Consider the following 15,299-nt stretch of genomic DNA (forward strand, 5'->3'; position numbering starts at 1 on the left):
CTTTGACCCTAAGCGGAAATCGATGTCCCGGACCCGCCTCGGGTGATCTCATTATACAGAATATGAGGCTGCCTGCCGTCGATGATGCTGGTGACCGTGCCCGCCGCCGAAGCGCGGACCGCCGCGCGTATCTTGGGCACCATGCCGCCAGTAGCTACGCCGGAATTTACAAGGTATTCCGCTTCGGCGGCGGATAACGTATTGATGACTTCGCCGCCGCTGTCCTTGATGCCCGGAACGTCGGTGAGAAAGACCAACCGCTCCGCCTGGAGAGCTGCCGCCAGTTCGCCGGCGACCGGGTCGCCATTGATGTTAAGCAGGCGCACCGGGTTGTCGGTATTGTTCAGCGAAACCGGCGACACCACCGGTACAAAGCCATCCTTCAGCAAAGTGGCGATGACGGAGGGATCGACACGCGCGGCATCGCCCATATAGCCCCAATCGGCACCGCGGGGCCGACCGCGGATCATTCCTGCGTCAACACCGGACAGGCCTGCCGCCTTGATCCCAAGGTCGAGAAGCATGGCCACCGTTTCCTTATTGACCAATCCGGCTAAGACGGCCGCTACTACATCCAGCGTGTCCTTATCGGTCACGCGCTCGCCCTGGACGATTTTCGGAGTGATGTTGAGGCGTTTCAGCCAATTGTTGACAGCAGCCGCGCCGCCATGGACGACCACCGGGAGATAACCCTCTTTTTTGAGACGGGCGACATCTTCCAGTGAGGTGTCGCGGCTGCCCAGGACTGAGCCGCCGAGTTTGACGACGACGATATTGTCGGCGTTTTCTCTACGTTGTGTAGTCGGCATTGATGCGCACATATTCGGTACTCATATCGCAGCCCCAGCCGGTGACCGAAGCCCTGCCCAGCCCGAGGTCGAGCCGGATGTGGACGTTCTTTCCGGCGAACTGGGCTGAGGCAAGTTTCCTGTCGAATGGCAGCGGGGCGCCGTTTTTCAACACTTCCACTTCGCCGATCTTCAAGTTTACCCGGTCGAGGTCGAATTTTGCCCCGCTGCGGCCGGCGGCGGCGATGATTCTGCCCCAGTTTGGGTCGGCTCCGTGGACCGCTGTTTTGACCAGCGGCGAAGACAGTACTGTGCGAGTTACCTTGCGGGCATCGGCGGCTGAAGCAGCGCCGCTTACTGTCATTTCGATAAGCTTGGTGGCGCCTTCGCCGTCGCGGGCGATGGCCCTGGCAAGATCGACGCAGACGTATTCCAAGGCTTTTCCGAAGGCTCGGTAGGCGGCGGCGCCGGGCTTGAGTTCGATGCCGGCGGCCCCGCTGGACAGCAGGAAGACGCAGTCGTTCGTAGACGTGTCGCCGTCGACGGAGATGACGTTGAAAGACTTATCGACCACCCGTTTGAGCAGCCGCTGGAGGTTAGCGGCGCTTATGACGGCATCGGTGGTAATAAAGCATAACATAGTGGCCATGTCCGGGTGGATCATGCCGGAACCCTTCGCGCACCCGGCGACGGTGAAGCCATATTCGGGCGAAATGACGGCGAATTCCTTGGGAATCGTATCTGTAGTCATGATGGCTCGGGCGAAATCATGGCCACCATCGGTCGAAAGCTCTAACCGGTCAATCCCGGTGCGGATTTTTTCGATCGGCAGCTGAACCCCAATAACGCCGGTGGAGGCCACCAGTACACTTTGCTTGTCAATGCCTAGTTTAAGGGCTGCCGTCTCGGTCATGGCCGAGGCGTTGTTGTAGCCGATTTTCCCGGTACCGGCGTTGGCGCAACCGGCATTGACAATGATTGCCCGGACTTTCCCTGACACAAGATGCCTTTGCGACAGCACAACCGGTGCCGCTTTGAAGCGGTTGCTAGTGAAGACGGCTGCCGCGGTGCAAGGTCTTTCAGCCGTTACCACACCCAGGTCAAGGGCACCGGCAACTTTTTTAATGCCGGCGGCGACGGCCCCAGCCCGGAAGCCCGGCGTCGAGCTGATCGACCCATCGGGGATGACCTTGAGTCTGGTGTCCATAATACGATGATAGAATATAACATAGCCTCAGGAAGGGGGCAAAGCTCTTCATTAGAAATATATATTTATTGTCCCGAAGAATTTCAGATATACGAATGATTTCGCGGCTTGTTACGCTAGTCAAGTACTAATACTTATGATATACTCATTTCGCTTTTTTATTATTAGTCTCAAAATTGCACCGGCGACCTCGCCGGATAATCCGCCATAAAGGGGGGAGTTCATGCCGGAAAACTCAGTACTCATCGTTGACTCCGATCCCGCGTCCCGCGAAACCGCCGCCTGGCTCAAAGGCGCGGGTTTCAAAGTTGCCACCGCCGCCACCGGCGAGGAAGCGCTGTCGCTGATTGACAACCAGGACTTCAGCGTCATGCTTCTTGATATGCGACTGCCCGGCAAACACGGACTGGGGGTGCTGCGGGAGGTCAAGGTGAAGCGTCCCTGGCTCCAGGCGATAGTTACTACCGACCACCCGTCGGTCGAATCAGCCACTGAAGCGTTGAAGCAAGGCGCGGTGGACTACCTGGTGAAGCCTTTTTCGCCCCAGGACCTGGAAAAACTGGTAAAAGACACCATCAAGTCAGCCAGCAAGCAGAAAACGGTTCACGTCCAGATTAAAGCCAAACAGACTCCTGCCAGGATTTCCTACCAGGCCACTTTCGTCATTTCCCGCGACAGTCTAAAGAATTTAGTCAATAGCCTTATTAAAGAGAGAGAAGCCATCGGTGTCAGAGCCAGGCAGGGTAAATTTGCTTACGATAAGGTCAAGAATTTCGATGACCTGGCGCTGGATTACGACGTCACCGTCAACCCTCCCACCGCTTTCTTCATCCCCGCCTGCGAGACAATCCTGCGCTACAAGCTCGGTCCTACTCCGGAAATCACCCCGGTGACCGACACCACACCCCGCGTCCTTATCGGCGTCCACCCGGATGATATCAACGCTATCAACCTCCTCGATGAAGTTTTCATGACCGGCAACCCTGATCCCAATTATGCGGCGCGCCGTCAGAACACGCTGATTATCGGTGTGGATGTGCTGACTCCTCTGCCGTCTTCGTTCGCACCCAGCATGGGTTCTTATACCGCGGAAAGCGGCTACGATCTGTTGCTGACTGATATCGGCAACTCTTCGTATATGGTGACCGTGGGCTCGGAGGCCGGGGCTCAGGTGCTGGCTAAATATGCTCAAGTACGCGAGCCGACGGTCGCCGAGACCGCCCGTCAGAAACAGGTCAGAGATGAGGCGCTGTCTAAATACCGCCTCTTTTTAGATATGTCCCGGGACAAGATACCCAACCTCCTGGAAAACAATTACGACAATCCTTACTGGAAGATGCGATCGGAGACCTGCCTCAACTGCGGTTCCTGCATTATGGTCTGCCCAACTTGCTTTTGTTTTGATGTCCAGGACGACGTCTCCCTCAATTTGACAGACGGCGAAAGGATCAGAAAACCGGACGGCTGTATGCTGGTGGATTTTTCCCGGGTGGCCGCTGGTGCCAACTTCCGCGGCGACAAAGTTTCCCGGTTCCGCCACCGCATGTACCATAAAGGTAAATATATCCTGGATCGCTACGGGAAATTCGGTTGTGTCGGCTGCGGCCGTTGTTCTGTCACCTGCCTGGCTGAGATCGCCTCACCGCTGGAGGCCTACAATGCCATCGCCGCTTCGGAAACGGCACGAGAAAAAGCCCGGCGCACTATCACCAATACCCGGCCGCAGCCAGAACTTTATCTTCCGCACCTGGCCAGTATCGTAAAGACAACGCCTCTTTCCAGTCGTGAATCTTTATTTGAATTCAGGCTAAAAGATGGTCACAAGCTAGGCCATCGGCCCGGGCAGTTCGTGGAAGTCTACGTCTTCGGCATCGGCGAGTCGCCCATCTCGCTGACCTCGTCCCCTACCCGGGACCACACCTTCGAAGTTGCTGTGCGCAACGTCGGCAACGTTACCGGTGCTCTGCACCGCATGGAAGCCGGCGCCCCCGTCGGTATCCGGGGGCCATTCGGCAACGGCTTCCCCCTGGAGCAGATGGAAGGAAAAGACCTGCTCTTCATCGCCGGGGGCATCGGCATCTTCCCGTTGCGATCGCTCATCCAATACGTCCTGGACAAACGTGAGAACTACGGCAAGATCAACCTCCTTTTCGGCGCCCGGTCGCCTGCTGAGCGCGTCTTTGCCGGCGAAATGGCAGAGTGGTCAAAAGCGCCGGATGTGAACTTCATGGAGACTGTGGATAAAGGCGATGAAAGCTGGACGGGCAATGTCGGTGTCATCACCACCCTAATCCCCAAGGTTCAGTTCGACCCGAAGAAGACGGTGGCTGTGGTGGTCGGACCGCCGATCATGTACCGCTTTGTCATCAACGAGCTTAAAAAACGTGACCTTGCCGACGACAACATCATAGTCTCCCTGGAGCGCAAGATGAAGTGCGGCGTCGGCAAGTGCGGCAATTGCCAGATCAATGGCGTATACGTCTGCCAGGAGGGTCCGGTGTTCAGCCTGACCCGGCTGCGGACTTTGAGGGAGGCTATCTAAATGAAACCTAAAGTCGCCTTTTTTGACTTCACCTCCTGCGAAGGCTGCCAGCTTGACGCTTTGAACCTGGATGTCGGCGAGGTGCTGGGGCTCCTGGGCGCGGTGGAGATCGTCAACTTCCGCGAGGTCAAGACTGACCGGTCGGATGACTACGACATCGCCTTCATCGAGGGTTCCATCACCAAGGAGTCGGAAATACCCCGAATTGAGGCTATCCGCAAGCAGGCCAAGGTTCTGGTCGCCCTGGGCGCCTGCGCCTGCACCGGCGGCGTCAACTGCTTGAAGAACGCCTATAAGCCTGACGAACTGTTAAAGGGCGTTTATGGCGAATGTGCTTCATATTACAACACCATTCTCGCCCGGCCGGTCAGCGCCGTCGTACCGGTGGACGCCTATATCCGCGGCTGCCCCCCGACGACTTCAGAATTTCTCAAGGTGGTCAAAGCAGCCCTCTTAGGCAAACGGCCGGATATTCCCAATTACCCCGTCTGTACCGAGTGCCGGATCGCCGGTAATGTCTGCGTCTTTCAACGGGGCGGCACCTGTATAGGCCCGGTAACCCGCGCCGGCTGTGACGCCCTGTGCGTATCATCCGGACGCTTCTGCTGGGGCTGTCGCGGTCTGGTAGATGACCCCAACACTAACTCGGCCAAGGACGTGCTTGCCCGCTACGGTCTGACGCTTGACCAGATTCTTGAGCGCTTTAAAATCTACAACTCCTATTCGGAGGTATCGCAGTGCCAGAAATAAAGATCAAGGTCAACCAGCTTACCCGTGTCGAGGGTCACGGCAATATCCATCTGGAGGCGTCGGACGGCAAGCTTGAAAAGGTCCTCTGGGAAGTCACCGAATCACCGCGCTTCTTTGAATGGATGCTCAAGGGCCGCAACTATGACGACGTTTCCACCATCTCGTCGCGCATCTGCGGCATCTGCTCCATTGCCCACACCACCGCGTCGCTCCAGGCTACAGAGGCTGCTTTCGGAATAAAGTTGACTGAGCAAGCCTGGCTTCTCAGGAAGCTGCTTTACGATGCCGAACTGCTCGAGAGTCATGTTCTGCATGTGCTTTTCCTTATCGCACCGGATTTCCTGGGCGCAGACTCGGTCATCCCGCTCGTCGCAACCCACGGTGATGTTATCGTCATGGCCGTCAGGATGAAAAAGCTGGCGTATAACCTGGCCGAGATACTGGCCGGCCGGAAGACCCACCCCATCACTCCTATTGTCGGCGGCTGGAGCAAGCTCCCCGACGCCGACGCCCTCAGAGACGTCCGCGAGAGGTTGGTCAAGTGCCTGGACGACGCCGAAACCATGGTGGCCGTAGTTAAATCGCTCGCCCCGATGATCCCCAACTTCAACCGTCCCACCGAATATATAGCTCTCAAGGATTCCAAGGAGTACGCTTTTATCACCGGCAAGATCGCCTCCTCCGACGGCGGCACCTTTCCGCTGGAAGACTACCAGAAGATCACCAACGAGTTCTGCGTGCCTCAGTCCTCGGCCAAATATACGAGGCACGCGCGGGCGTCATATCAGGTCGGCGCGCTGGCCCGTTTCAACCTGAGTTCGGAACAACTACTGCCGCACGCTAAAAAAGCGGCTGCCTCCCTGGGCATGAAAGCCCCTATCCACAATCCCTTCTTCATCTCTGTTGCTCAGGCGGTGGAAACAGTTCACTGCGTTGAAGATGCCATCAACATCATCGACAGGTTGCTGGCCCGGGGCCTGCATGATGAAGAGGTAAAGGTTAAGCCCCGTGCTGGCCGCGGCGTGGGTATCGTCGAAGCGCCGCGCGGCATGCTCATCCATGACTACACTTATAACGACGCCGGCGAGATTGTCTCGGCTAACTGCATCATCCCTACCGGCCAGAATCACGCCTCTATCCAGCATGATTTCGACGCTTTGGCCCCGGCAATTCTGGACAAGCCGGTAGATGAAATCAGACACACCCTGGAAATGCTGGTGCGGGCATACGACCCCTGCATCTCCTGCTCGGTGCATTAAAGCAGAATTGCCTTGTGGATAATGACAGGCGCCTCTCAAAGAGGCGCCTGTTTGGTAATCGAATAAAATACAACCCCTGTGCGGCCAGGCTAAATCCGGTTTGCCGACCCCGGCGCATACTCGGTGGAGATCACGGCAACGAACCTCCCGTCGGCCAGCCGCTCAGAGGAATCACTTTATAAACGCTCATCTTAGGGCGGTCCAGCAGTAAGCCAGCGGCATCTTCCAGGATTTGCTTCTGCACCTGCGAAGCTTTCCAGGCTTTCCAATGGTCCAGGCTTTCCCAGTTGAACTCCATGACGATGATCGAGCCCCCTTCGTCGCTTTCGAGACTCTCCATACCCTTGAAACCTTGAAAAGTCATGGCGAAAGATCGGAGTTTTTGCAGTACAGGTTGAATATCGCTGTCCGGCTTTTTATGGAACCCTATCATCACTTTAATCATACAGCCTCCGGAGGCTACCGGAAAGAAAGATTTAAACCCACCAAATACCTGATGAGATTATACCCCTTACGTCAATATACCGTTGGAAAAATGGGTGAATATCGAGGGCGCCTGGGCGTTGTTGAAAGATAGTACTGTGAGGGAGGACCGGAAGAAGAGGAAACCGCCCGGAGCGGTGATTAGGTCAAAGAGTGCTAAAGACTGACGGCTGGAATTTCTTCGGCATCCATGGAGCGGGAAAAGTTCTCCGGCAGCCGTATTTGCGTGCTGTCCTCCAAGGCTAGCTTGTCCAATTCAAGCTGCACCGGCACTGGATAATCACCGGTGAAGCAAGCAAGGCAGAAGTTTTCCTTAGGTGCGCCCACGGCGCGGATTAATCCCTCCACCGACAGGTAACCCAGCGAGTCCGCACCGATATAATTCTTGATATCCGGAACGGTCATCCGGGCGGCGATGAGTTCACGCCTGGTGGCCATATCCACGCCGAAGAAACAGGGGTGGCGGATGGGTGGGGCGCAGACGCGCATATGGACTTCTTTGGCTCCAGCCTTACGCAGGAGTTTGATGACCTGCGGGGTTGTGGTACCCCGGACGATCGAGTCGTCCACCAGTACCACCCGCTTGTCTTCCAGCACCGATTGGAGAGGATTGAATTTAAGTTTGACCCCAAGGTCGCGGATGCGCTGGGTCGGTTCGATGAATGTCCGGCCCATATAGCGGTTCTTGATGAGACCTTCAGCCGGCGGGATGCCGCTTGCCAGGGCATAGCCGGCGCCGGCGGCAGTGGCGGAGTCCGGCACGCCCACCACCAGGTCAGCTTCCACCGGGTGTTCTTTGGCGAGCTCCGCGCCCATTGCCTGGCGGGCGGTATAGAGCAGCCGGTTATTCATGATGCTGTCCGGCCGGGCAAAATAGATATATTCAAAAATACAGAGCGCGCGGCGTCCGGAATCTTCCTTGTAACTTTCAACGCCGTTGGGATCGATGCGGACGATCTCTCCCGGCTCTATCTCCCGGACGAAGTCGGCGCCGATATGTCCCAGGGCGCAGGTTTCTGAGGCGACTACCCAGCCGGAATCGCCGAGTTTACCCAGGCACAGCGGCCGGACGCCCAGCGGGTCTCGGAAAGCGTACAAGGTTTCCCTGGTCAGCATCGTTATGGAATAAGCGCCTTGCAGCCTGCCCATCGCGTAACGAATCCGCTCTTCCATGTCGTAAAACGGAGCCGAAGATATAAGATTGGCTATGACCTCGGAATCGGTGCTGCCTTTGAAGGTGTAGCCAAGATCTTCAAGTTCCCGGCGCAGGGCGAGCGCGTTTGTGATATTTCCGTTATGAGCCAGCGCTATCTGCCTCTCGCCCTCGCCGACAACTACCGGCTGGGCGTTGCAGGAGATGCTGGAACCCGAGGTGGAGTAGCGGTTGTGTCCGATCGCCATGTGACCGGTTAACTGGGATAATGCTGACTCCGAGAAGACCTGGGACACCAGTCCCATTCTGGAATAGGAGCGTATGGTGTAGCCGTCAGCGGTAGCGATCCCGGCGGATTCCTGACCGCGGTGTTGCAGGGCAAAGAGGGCAAAGAATGATATGCGGGAAACTTCTTCGGCGGGGGCGTATATACCAAATACGCCGCATTCCTCACGCGGCGTGTCAGTCAGCCGGTTGAACAGCCCTGTCACTTAAACAATTATACGTTAGAAGCCGTCGTCGGTCAATCGCCGGGGCTTTCATTGAGCGATTTCCGCCCCTCGAGTACAGAAGTAAACGTGCCGGAAAGCTTTTTTAACCCAAAGCGGGCAACCGAGGCACAGGCAGCCCGCTTCAGCACTGATGCACTTGCTCGGTTTCGCGCCGAGGCAAAAAGCTATCGGCTCGCTGCACTCAACATACGATGGGCATATCCGGCACAAGCAGATCTTTTCGGCGTCGGAAGATTTCATGAAATCCCTTAAATCCTAAACAGCCTTCTTGCGCTGTTCATTTACCCTGAATTTCACCATCCGCTCGATAAGGTCATAGGGAATGGGACGATCGAGGGGGAACTGAACAGCACCCTTCGAGGTGCGGTATTGCTGGAGTTCTTCTTTAAAAGCTTCGATGGCTGAAGGTGTCGGATAGAACCCGATATGGTTTTTCAAGGCGGAAAAATGGACCAGGTTGCCATTTAGCCGGAATGTCGGTATGCCGTAGGCAATCGCCTCGGTGGCTTCCGGGGCAAGTTTACTGATGAGTCGCCTCAACCTCTCGAGGATTACCTGCGTTGTAGCAGGAAATCCGCTCATAAATTCATCAATTGTCGTTGGTGCTTTTTCTATCATACCAAAATTATACTCCCATTTACTTTGTTCGACGTATTAGAGAATATAGGGGTTTAGTGAGTTTAAGTTAGGATAGTATATCTTGTTTTACTGTAGGTTTGGGAGTAGTATTGAATTATCTCTTGATTTGAAAGGAGGGGTATGCTCAAAGAATTCAAGACCTTCATCATGCGTGGCAACGTTGTCGATCTGGCGGTAGGTATTGTAATAGGCGCCGCATTCGGGGCAATCGTTAACTCATTTGTTTCCGATGTTTTAATGCCTCCAATCGGTTTACTTCTTGGCAATGTTGATTTCGGCAACCTGTTCGTGGTGTTGAAAGAAGGGGCGACCTCAGCTCCGTACGATTCGTTAGCCGCTGCCAAAGCCGCGGGCGCGGTGACCATCAATTATGGTGTGTTTATCAATGCCCTGATTTCATTTCTCATTGTCGCCGCGGCCATTTTCTTCTTTATTGTTCGGCCTTTGAATCAGATGGCTGCCAAGCAAAAGGCTAAGGAAGCCGCTGCGGTTTCAGCCGCGCCGACGACCAAAGACTGTCCGTATTGCGCTACCGCTATCCCTGTTAAAGCTAAGAAATGCCCCAACTGTACCTCTGGCCTCTAGTTACGGACGTGACAAAACGGATCAGGAGGAATTATGGCGAATATCGCAAAAATTGAAGGCATCGGTACTAAATACGCTGAAAAATTGAATATGGCCGGGATAAAAACAGTCGAAGCCCTGCTTGAAAAAGGCGCCAGCCGGAAAGGTCGGAAGGACCTGGCCGAGAAGGCTGGTATTAGCGAAGCCCTGGTCCTTGAGTGGGTCAACCGGGCTGATTTGTTCCGGGTCAAAGGTATTGGAGAGGAATTCAGCGACCTGCTGGAAGCCGCGGGCGTCGATACCGTCAAAGAACTGGCCTTGCGCAAACCCGACAATTTGATGTTAAAACTCGTAGAAGTCAATGAGCAGAAGAAATTGGTCCGCCGGATGCCGTACCCCGCGGCGGTTGCGGATTGGGTTAAACAAGCTAAAGAACTGCCCCGGGTTGTTGAATATTAAGGTACAGTCTATTAGACGTTAGCATACGATTGAGAGGGTAACCCCTCTCAATCGTTTATTGAAGCGATTGGATCAGGAGCGGAAATGAAAGACCGACTACATGGTGAAATATCAGCCGAATTGGAACAGACGACTAAAACAGATAAGACAACAGTTGTAGTAGCAATTTTACTGAATGTCATCTTCATGCTGGCAAACATGGCGTTTGCGGCGGGCGCCTGGTCAACGAGATATGATTACCGCCCGGACGGGTCGTATACCACCTCCACCGAGATGAACTTCAGCCTGCTGGCGGCGTTCTTGATACTTCTCGGCGTGACGGTAGTTTTCGATGTGATGGTCGTTCGGGCATTATCAAAAGGAGCCGAGCGGAGGGTCAAGCTTACTGAAGGCCTGGTAAAGATGTACCAGGAGGAAGGACTGGATAAATACTACGATCCTGAAATCGTCAGGGGTTACCAGTCCCGATACGCACTGTATAAGAATATCGTCATGATTTTAGGCGTACTGGCCGTGGCTATTCCTATCGTGTTCCTGGGAGTCTAGGCGGGCAAAGCCTGTGCTGATTCCGCCATACCGAACGGTTACCCGGATGGGTCCAAAAACTCATAGATCCAATCGAGAACGTCCGGTAGATCCAACCGCTGAGCGTAAGTGACCCCGTCGCAGTTAGGGTTGGTGACAAACGAATTGATGCCCAGAATAAGGTTCGTTCCGGCAAGGAGCACCGGGCCGCCGGAATCGCCGAAAGTCGCCCCGCCGCGGTTTTTCGCCGGATTGGCCGTTGTTTTCAGGAATTCGGAATTCAAAACGCCGTTTGATGTGACGATGCTAGCCGGAGCGCTGTTCCTTTGCCGGTCCCAAAACCATGAATTGGCCGGAGTGATGCCTTTTCCTTTCTCTTGAGAAGTGACCCCGTATCCCACTAAATCCACTGCTGACATCATCGGCAGGGTGTCAATCAACCCTTCAGCCGGCAGCGCCGCGTACTCAGAAATGACCCATGCCGGCACCGGTGAGTTTAGAATCACCAATCCCACGTCGTGATAGTCAAATCGCGGCAGCCCTCCCGAATTCTGGCTGGAGTAGCCTTCAATCGTCCTGGGTACGCCCCCGTACGAGTTGATACCTCCGTAAGGGTATCCTGAACTATTGGTGACCCGGTTCAGGAACCAAATTCTAGCGGTGGAGGTACCAGAAGTGCCGTGACCGGCGGTTAATACCACCGTGGGGGACAGCAGGGATCCCGTGGTGCGCCACAGCGGCCGGTCGGCCTGATCGTAAAAGACCACCAGGCAAACATACGGGTGCTCATTGAAATCAAACTCACCATTCTGGATCGCCCCGGCGGGAATCGCAGATGAAATAAACAGAACAACACCGATTATCACCGAAGCAAGCCTGGCCGCAATTTTATTCATCGGGTCATTCCCCCTGTTTTTTTGGTCTCGCGCTATGTGGTTGGGTCCTCCGTCTCCACAGAGGTCAATCAAATTTGGTAAAAGTTCGGCACTTGGCAACCAGTTCTTCATCGTCCGGTTCGACCATTATCGAACCGTCAGGGAAAACGATGGTGGGCACGCTGCGATTACCACGGTTGACTCTTTCGACGAAAGCGCAAGCCTCCCGGTCCGCTTCAATATCTAGCCAGGAATAGTCGATCCGATTCCGATCGAGAATACCTCGCGACCGGCGGGTATGGGGGCACCATGAAGTGCCATAGAGCTTGGTCGGTTGCGTCATTTCTTTGCCTTGACTAGATTGTAGCCTGTTTTTGAGCTAACTTGATAATCGCCGTAGTTGAAAGTTAATTCAAGAAATTTATAATCTGGCCTTCGAAGTGGTTCAAGATCCGGCGGCGGTCTCAGTCCGAACGACGCTCAAACACGGCCGCGGTTTGTACTTCCTGTATGTGGCACAGCGCGCAGGCCAGGGCGTCCGCGGCATCAGCGGAGGCAGGGGCTTCTGTCATACCCAATTGCAAAGCGACCATACGGGCGACCTGATCTTTGGCAGAGGCACCGAATCCAGAGATGCGGGCTTTGATTTTTGCCGGAGGGTACTCGAAAACCGAAAGACCGGAATTGGCGGCGGCCAGGATGGCAACAGCCTGGGCTTTACCGATAGCCATGGCCGAGCGGGCGTTTTCCGAAAAAAACGGGCTCTCGACCGCGGCGCAATCCGGCCCGAATTCTCTGATGACTTTGCCCAGCTCCTCGTACAGGCGGACCAGCCGCTCGGTCATGGGTAGAGTTTCTCGGCAGTTGATGACGCCGCAGGCAACAAACGTGGTTTCCGGTCCGCTGGAGTCTATAATGCCGTACCCGAGATGCCTGGTACCGGGGTCAATACCCAGAATTCTCATCAGCAATGACGCGAACCGGCGTCGCTCCTCGTCGTATTATTTGGAGAAGATATCGGGTCAAGCCTGGAATTTATCAATTACAGCAGGGTCAAAGTCGGCGTTAGAGTAAACGTTTTGGACGTCATCCAGATCTTCAAGGTTGGACAGCAGCTTGAGAACCTGCAGCGCGGTCTCTTCATCGAGTTCAACCAGAGTTTTGGGATGCTTTTCAATGCCGGCGCTCTCGATCGGGATCTTTTTGGCTTCGAGCGCTTTCCTTACTTTTTCCAACTGATCGGGAGTAGTGAGGATTTCCAGTACGTCTTCGTCGATTTTGACGTCGTCGGCTCCGGCGTCGATGGCTTCGAGAGTCAGTTCATCAGGATCGCGGCTGCCGCCTTTGACCACGATGCTGCCCTTGGTTTCAAAAATCCACGAAACACAGCCGGCTTCGCCCAAGGCCCCTCCGGCTTTGGTGAAAATGTGGCGGACATCGGCGATAGTGCGGTTGCGATTGTCGGATACTCCCTGCACCAGTACCGCCACACCGCCCGGCCCGTAGCCTTCCAGATTGAGTTCGGTTAAGACCTCGCCCTCAAGCTGACCTGAGCCTTTTTTGATAGCCCGCTCGATATTGTCGGAGGGCATCCGCGCGTCTTTGGCTTTCTGCACCGCCAGCCGTAACCGGGCATTCATATCCGGGTCGGGTCCGCCCTCTTTGGCGGCGAAAATAATTTCGCGGGACAGCTTGGTGAAGAGTTGGCCTCGCTTGGCGTCGGCGGCGCCCTTCTGGTGTTTTATGGTAGCCCATTTTGAATGTCCGGACATATATCTCCTGGAAACTTCAATTCAATGATGACGTTATTCTAACATGTCGGGCGGGTGAATTAAACGCTTTTTACCCGTGCCTGCGACGGTATTCGCGGTTAATTTCCTTTGGTATTCTTGACATAATACCAACCGCGCCGATAGAATGGCAGTTCATGCAAGACCAAATATCAGGCAATCCCGTTCGGAAACCCGACCAAAGATGGAAGATACTCGCGGTTGTCGCTTCAGCGGTTTTCATCGTCAATCTCGATGTCACCATCGTCAATATAGCCCTGCCGAACATCATCGATGATTTCTATACCTCCTTTGCCGCGGGCGAGTGGGTGTTGAACGCCTATATTCTTGTATTCGCCGTCCTGCTGATACCAATGGGGAGGCTGGGAGATGTTATAGGCCGGAAGAAATTGTTTATCGGCGGTATTTCCGTGTTCACCGGGGCATCGGCGCTGTGCGGTCTGGCGCCGGATGTCGGCTGGCTGATAGCTGCCCGGGCGCTGCAGGCGGCCGGCGGCGCCGCGATGATGCCGGCGACTCTTTCGATCCTCAATGTAACCTTCCAGGAAAACCAGCGAGGACTGGCGATGGGCATCTGGGGCGCGGCGGCCGGGACTGCCGCAGCCATCGGGCCGATTCTAGGCGGCCTTCTGGTTGGCCGGTTCGGCTGGCCGTGGATTTTTTTAGTGAATCTGCCGGTAGGCGCGGCTGCGGTTTATACCGGACGAAGGCTGATTCCAGAATCTCAAGAACCGAATGCCAGCCGGAAGATCGACCTTCGAGGCATTTTAGCTATATCAGCGGCGCTGGGAACGCTCACCTTTGCCCTGGTGGAAGGACAGGGTCTGGGTTGGACGTCGCCGTTAATTATCGGTTTATTTTGCGCCAGCGTGGTAGCCTTCATCATTTTCATACACGCCGAGTCCCGAAGTCCTGCGCCGCTGGTGAATCTTTCACTCTTCCGCAACCGTTCCTTCAGCGCTGGCAATGCTTTAGGGCTGCTGGTGATGTTCTGTCTGATCGGGGTAGTTTTTCTGATAGTCATGTATCTCCAGGTAGTGCGGCAGTTTACGCCATTGGCTACCGGTTTGATGATACTGCCGCTGCCGCTGGCGCTTGCCACAGTATCGGCTTTCGCCGGGAAGCTGGCAGATCGCGTCCCCATGCGGTGGATCATGGCGGGTGCTCTATCTCTCGTCAGCGGCTCTTTTATAATTCTTAGCAGGATTACCCTGGACACGGCATGGCCGCTGGTGGCGTTGCCGCTGGCGGCGGCCGGTTTGGGCTTGGGAATGGTTATGGCGCCCCTGGGGGCAGTAGTCATGGCGTCAGCGCCGGTTGAAAAATCCGGTTCGGCTTCCGGCGTTCTGACGTCGCTCCGGCAGACCGGGGCGGTGCTCGGCGTTTCGGTTTTGGGGGCCATCATGCAGTTCAAGCTGGTGGCCAATCTGCGGGAATTTTTTGAACTCATTCCATTTATGCCTCAGGCGGCCAAAGATTCAATTCTAGAAGGGGTCAGCCGCGGGGGTATGAACGGTGCCTTTAGCGGCAACGCTCCTTCATTCGTCCAGAACCTGATTGGGCAGGTGATGCGCGAACAGTTTGTCGGCGCCTTAAGCACCGCGTTGTTGGGGGCTGCCGTAGCGGCGGCTTTGGGCGCTTTGACAGCTTTGTTCATTGAATACCATCCGCGGGCGGTTGGTTCCAGGCAACCCGCCGTTCATTAAATTGTAAGTGTTGAATGACAGTTCATTGAATGTCTTGACAGTGAGAC

At 55.3% G+C, this 15,299-nt stretch carries 17 protein-coding genes; 7 read left to right on the forward strand and 10 right to left on the reverse strand.

The features are described from left to right. Nucleotides 1-8 precede the first annotated feature (8 nt). Nucleotides 9-809, reverse strand: a complete 801-nt coding sequence (argB, locus tag ABV300_RS04340; RefSeq protein WP_353715298.1) for an acetylglutamate kinase — start codon at nt 807-809, stop codon at nt 9-11. Beyond that, on the reverse strand, nt 790-1,995 hold the full coding sequence (gene argJ / locus ABV300_RS04345) for a bifunctional glutamate N-acetyltransferase/amino-acid acetyltransferase ArgJ (protein ID WP_353715299.1): 1,206 nt from the start codon (nt 1,993-1,995) through the stop codon (nt 790-792). The genes argB and argJ overlap by 20 nt, the downstream gene beginning before the upstream one ends. 223 nt (nt 1,996-2,218) lie before the next feature. Between argJ and ABV300_RS04350 the strand changes: the two genes are divergently transcribed. Genes ABV300_RS04350 through ABV300_RS04360 form a run of 3 tightly spaced genes read left to right on the forward strand, consistent with a single transcriptional unit; the run spans nt 2,219 to nt 6,546 of the window. Continuing rightward, nucleotides 2,219-4,537 (forward strand): 4Fe-4S dicluster domain-containing protein, encoded by a 2,319-nt coding sequence (locus ABV300_RS04350; protein WP_353715300.1) that lies wholly within the window; start codon nt 2,219-2,221, stop codon nt 4,535-4,537. Further along, nucleotides 4,538-5,287 carry an NADH:ubiquinone oxidoreductase gene (locus tag ABV300_RS04355; protein WP_353715301.1) on the forward strand — a complete coding sequence of 250 codons (750 nt, stop codon included), beginning with the start codon at nt 4,538-4,540 and terminating at the stop codon, nt 5,285-5,287. Then, nucleotides 5,275-6,546, forward strand: coding sequence for a Ni/Fe hydrogenase subunit alpha (locus ABV300_RS04360; protein ID WP_353715302.1), 1,272 nt, complete (start codon nt 5,275-5,277; stop codon nt 6,544-6,546). The genes ABV300_RS04355 and ABV300_RS04360 overlap by 13 nt, the downstream gene beginning before the upstream one ends. Nucleotides 6,547-6,676: 130 nt before the next feature. On the opposite strand, the gene ABV300_RS04365 is transcribed toward ABV300_RS04360, so the two are convergent. The 4 genes from ABV300_RS04365 to ABV300_RS04380 form a co-directional block, all read right to left on the reverse strand. Continuing rightward, nucleotides 6,677-6,991: an antibiotic biosynthesis monooxygenase gene (locus ABV300_RS04365; protein WP_353715303.1), complete on the reverse strand. Its 315-nt coding sequence runs from the start codon at nt 6,989-6,991 to the stop codon at nt 6,677-6,679. Between the two features lie 194 nt (nt 6,992-7,185). Next, complete coding sequence (gene purF / locus ABV300_RS04370) at nt 7,186-8,673, reverse strand: amidophosphoribosyltransferase (protein ID WP_353715304.1); 1,488 nt, start codon at nt 8,671-8,673, stop codon at nt 7,186-7,188. A 48-nt stretch (nt 8,674-8,721) separates the two neighbouring features. Next, nucleotides 8,722-8,934 carry a DUF2769 domain-containing protein gene (locus ABV300_RS04375; RefSeq protein ID WP_353715305.1) on the reverse strand — a complete coding sequence of 71 codons (213 nt, stop codon included), beginning with the start codon at nt 8,932-8,934 and terminating at the stop codon, nt 8,722-8,724. Nucleotides 8,935-8,949: 15 nt separating this feature from the next. Continuing rightward, nucleotides 8,950-9,312 (reverse strand): DUF1801 domain-containing protein, encoded by a 363-nt coding sequence (locus tag ABV300_RS04380; RefSeq protein ID WP_353715306.1) that lies wholly within the window; start codon nt 9,310-9,312, stop codon nt 8,950-8,952. 141 nt (nt 9,313-9,453) lie between these two features. Between ABV300_RS04380 and mscL the strand changes: the two genes are divergently transcribed. The 3 genes from mscL to ABV300_RS04395 all read left to right on the forward strand — a co-directional run bounded on the left by mscL (nt 9,454) and on the right by ABV300_RS04395 (nt 10,902). Beyond that, nucleotides 9,454-9,918, forward strand: a complete 465-nt coding sequence (gene mscL / locus ABV300_RS04385; protein ID WP_353715307.1) for a large conductance mechanosensitive channel protein MscL — start codon at nt 9,454-9,456, stop codon at nt 9,916-9,918. A gap of 33 nt (nt 9,919-9,951) precedes the next feature. After that, the gene (locus ABV300_RS04390) at nt 9,952-10,356 is read left to right on the forward strand and encodes a DUF4332 domain-containing protein (RefSeq protein WP_353715308.1); all 405 of its coding nucleotides are present in this window, start codon (nt 9,952-9,954) and stop codon (nt 10,354-10,356) included. 84 nt (nt 10,357-10,440) lie between these two features. Further along, complete coding sequence (locus ABV300_RS04395; protein WP_353715309.1) at nt 10,441-10,902, forward strand: hypothetical protein; 462 nt, start codon at nt 10,441-10,443, stop codon at nt 10,900-10,902. Between the two features lie 38 nt (nt 10,903-10,940). Here ABV300_RS04395 and ABV300_RS04400 read toward each other — a convergent pair whose 3' ends face one another. The 4 genes from ABV300_RS04400 to ABV300_RS04415 form a co-directional block, all read right to left on the reverse strand. Further along, on the reverse strand, nt 10,941-11,777 hold the full coding sequence (locus ABV300_RS04400; protein WP_353715310.1) for a trypsin-like serine protease: 837 nt from the start codon (nt 11,775-11,777) through the stop codon (nt 10,941-10,943). A gap of 64 nt (nt 11,778-11,841) precedes the next feature. Then, a complete protein-coding gene (locus ABV300_RS04405) occupies nt 11,842-12,099 on the reverse strand; it encodes a glutaredoxin domain-containing protein (protein WP_353715311.1) in 258 nt (85 codons plus the stop codon). 121 nt (nt 12,100-12,220) lie between these two features. After that, nucleotides 12,221-12,721 (reverse strand): crossover junction endodeoxyribonuclease RuvC, encoded by a 501-nt coding sequence (ruvC, locus tag ABV300_RS04410; RefSeq protein ID WP_353715355.1) that lies wholly within the window; start codon nt 12,719-12,721, stop codon nt 12,221-12,223. Between the two features lie 57 nt (nt 12,722-12,778). Further along, nucleotides 12,779-13,528, reverse strand: coding sequence for a YebC/PmpR family DNA-binding transcriptional regulator (locus ABV300_RS04415; RefSeq protein ID WP_353715312.1), 750 nt, complete (start codon nt 13,526-13,528; stop codon nt 12,779-12,781). A 155-nt stretch (nt 13,529-13,683) separates the two neighbouring features. Between ABV300_RS04415 and ABV300_RS04420 the strand changes: the two genes are divergently transcribed. Beyond that, the gene (locus ABV300_RS04420; RefSeq protein ID WP_353715313.1) at nt 13,684-15,252 is read left to right on the forward strand and encodes an MFS transporter; all 1,569 of its coding nucleotides are present in this window, start codon (nt 13,684-13,686) and stop codon (nt 15,250-15,252) included. The last annotated feature ends 47 nt before the right edge of the window (nt 15,253-15,299 follow it).

The organism is Dehalogenimonas sp. 4OHTPN, from assembly GCF_040448695.1.
GTDB lineage: Bacteria > Chloroflexota > Dehalococcoidia > Dehalococcoidales > Dehalococcoidaceae > Dehalogenimonas.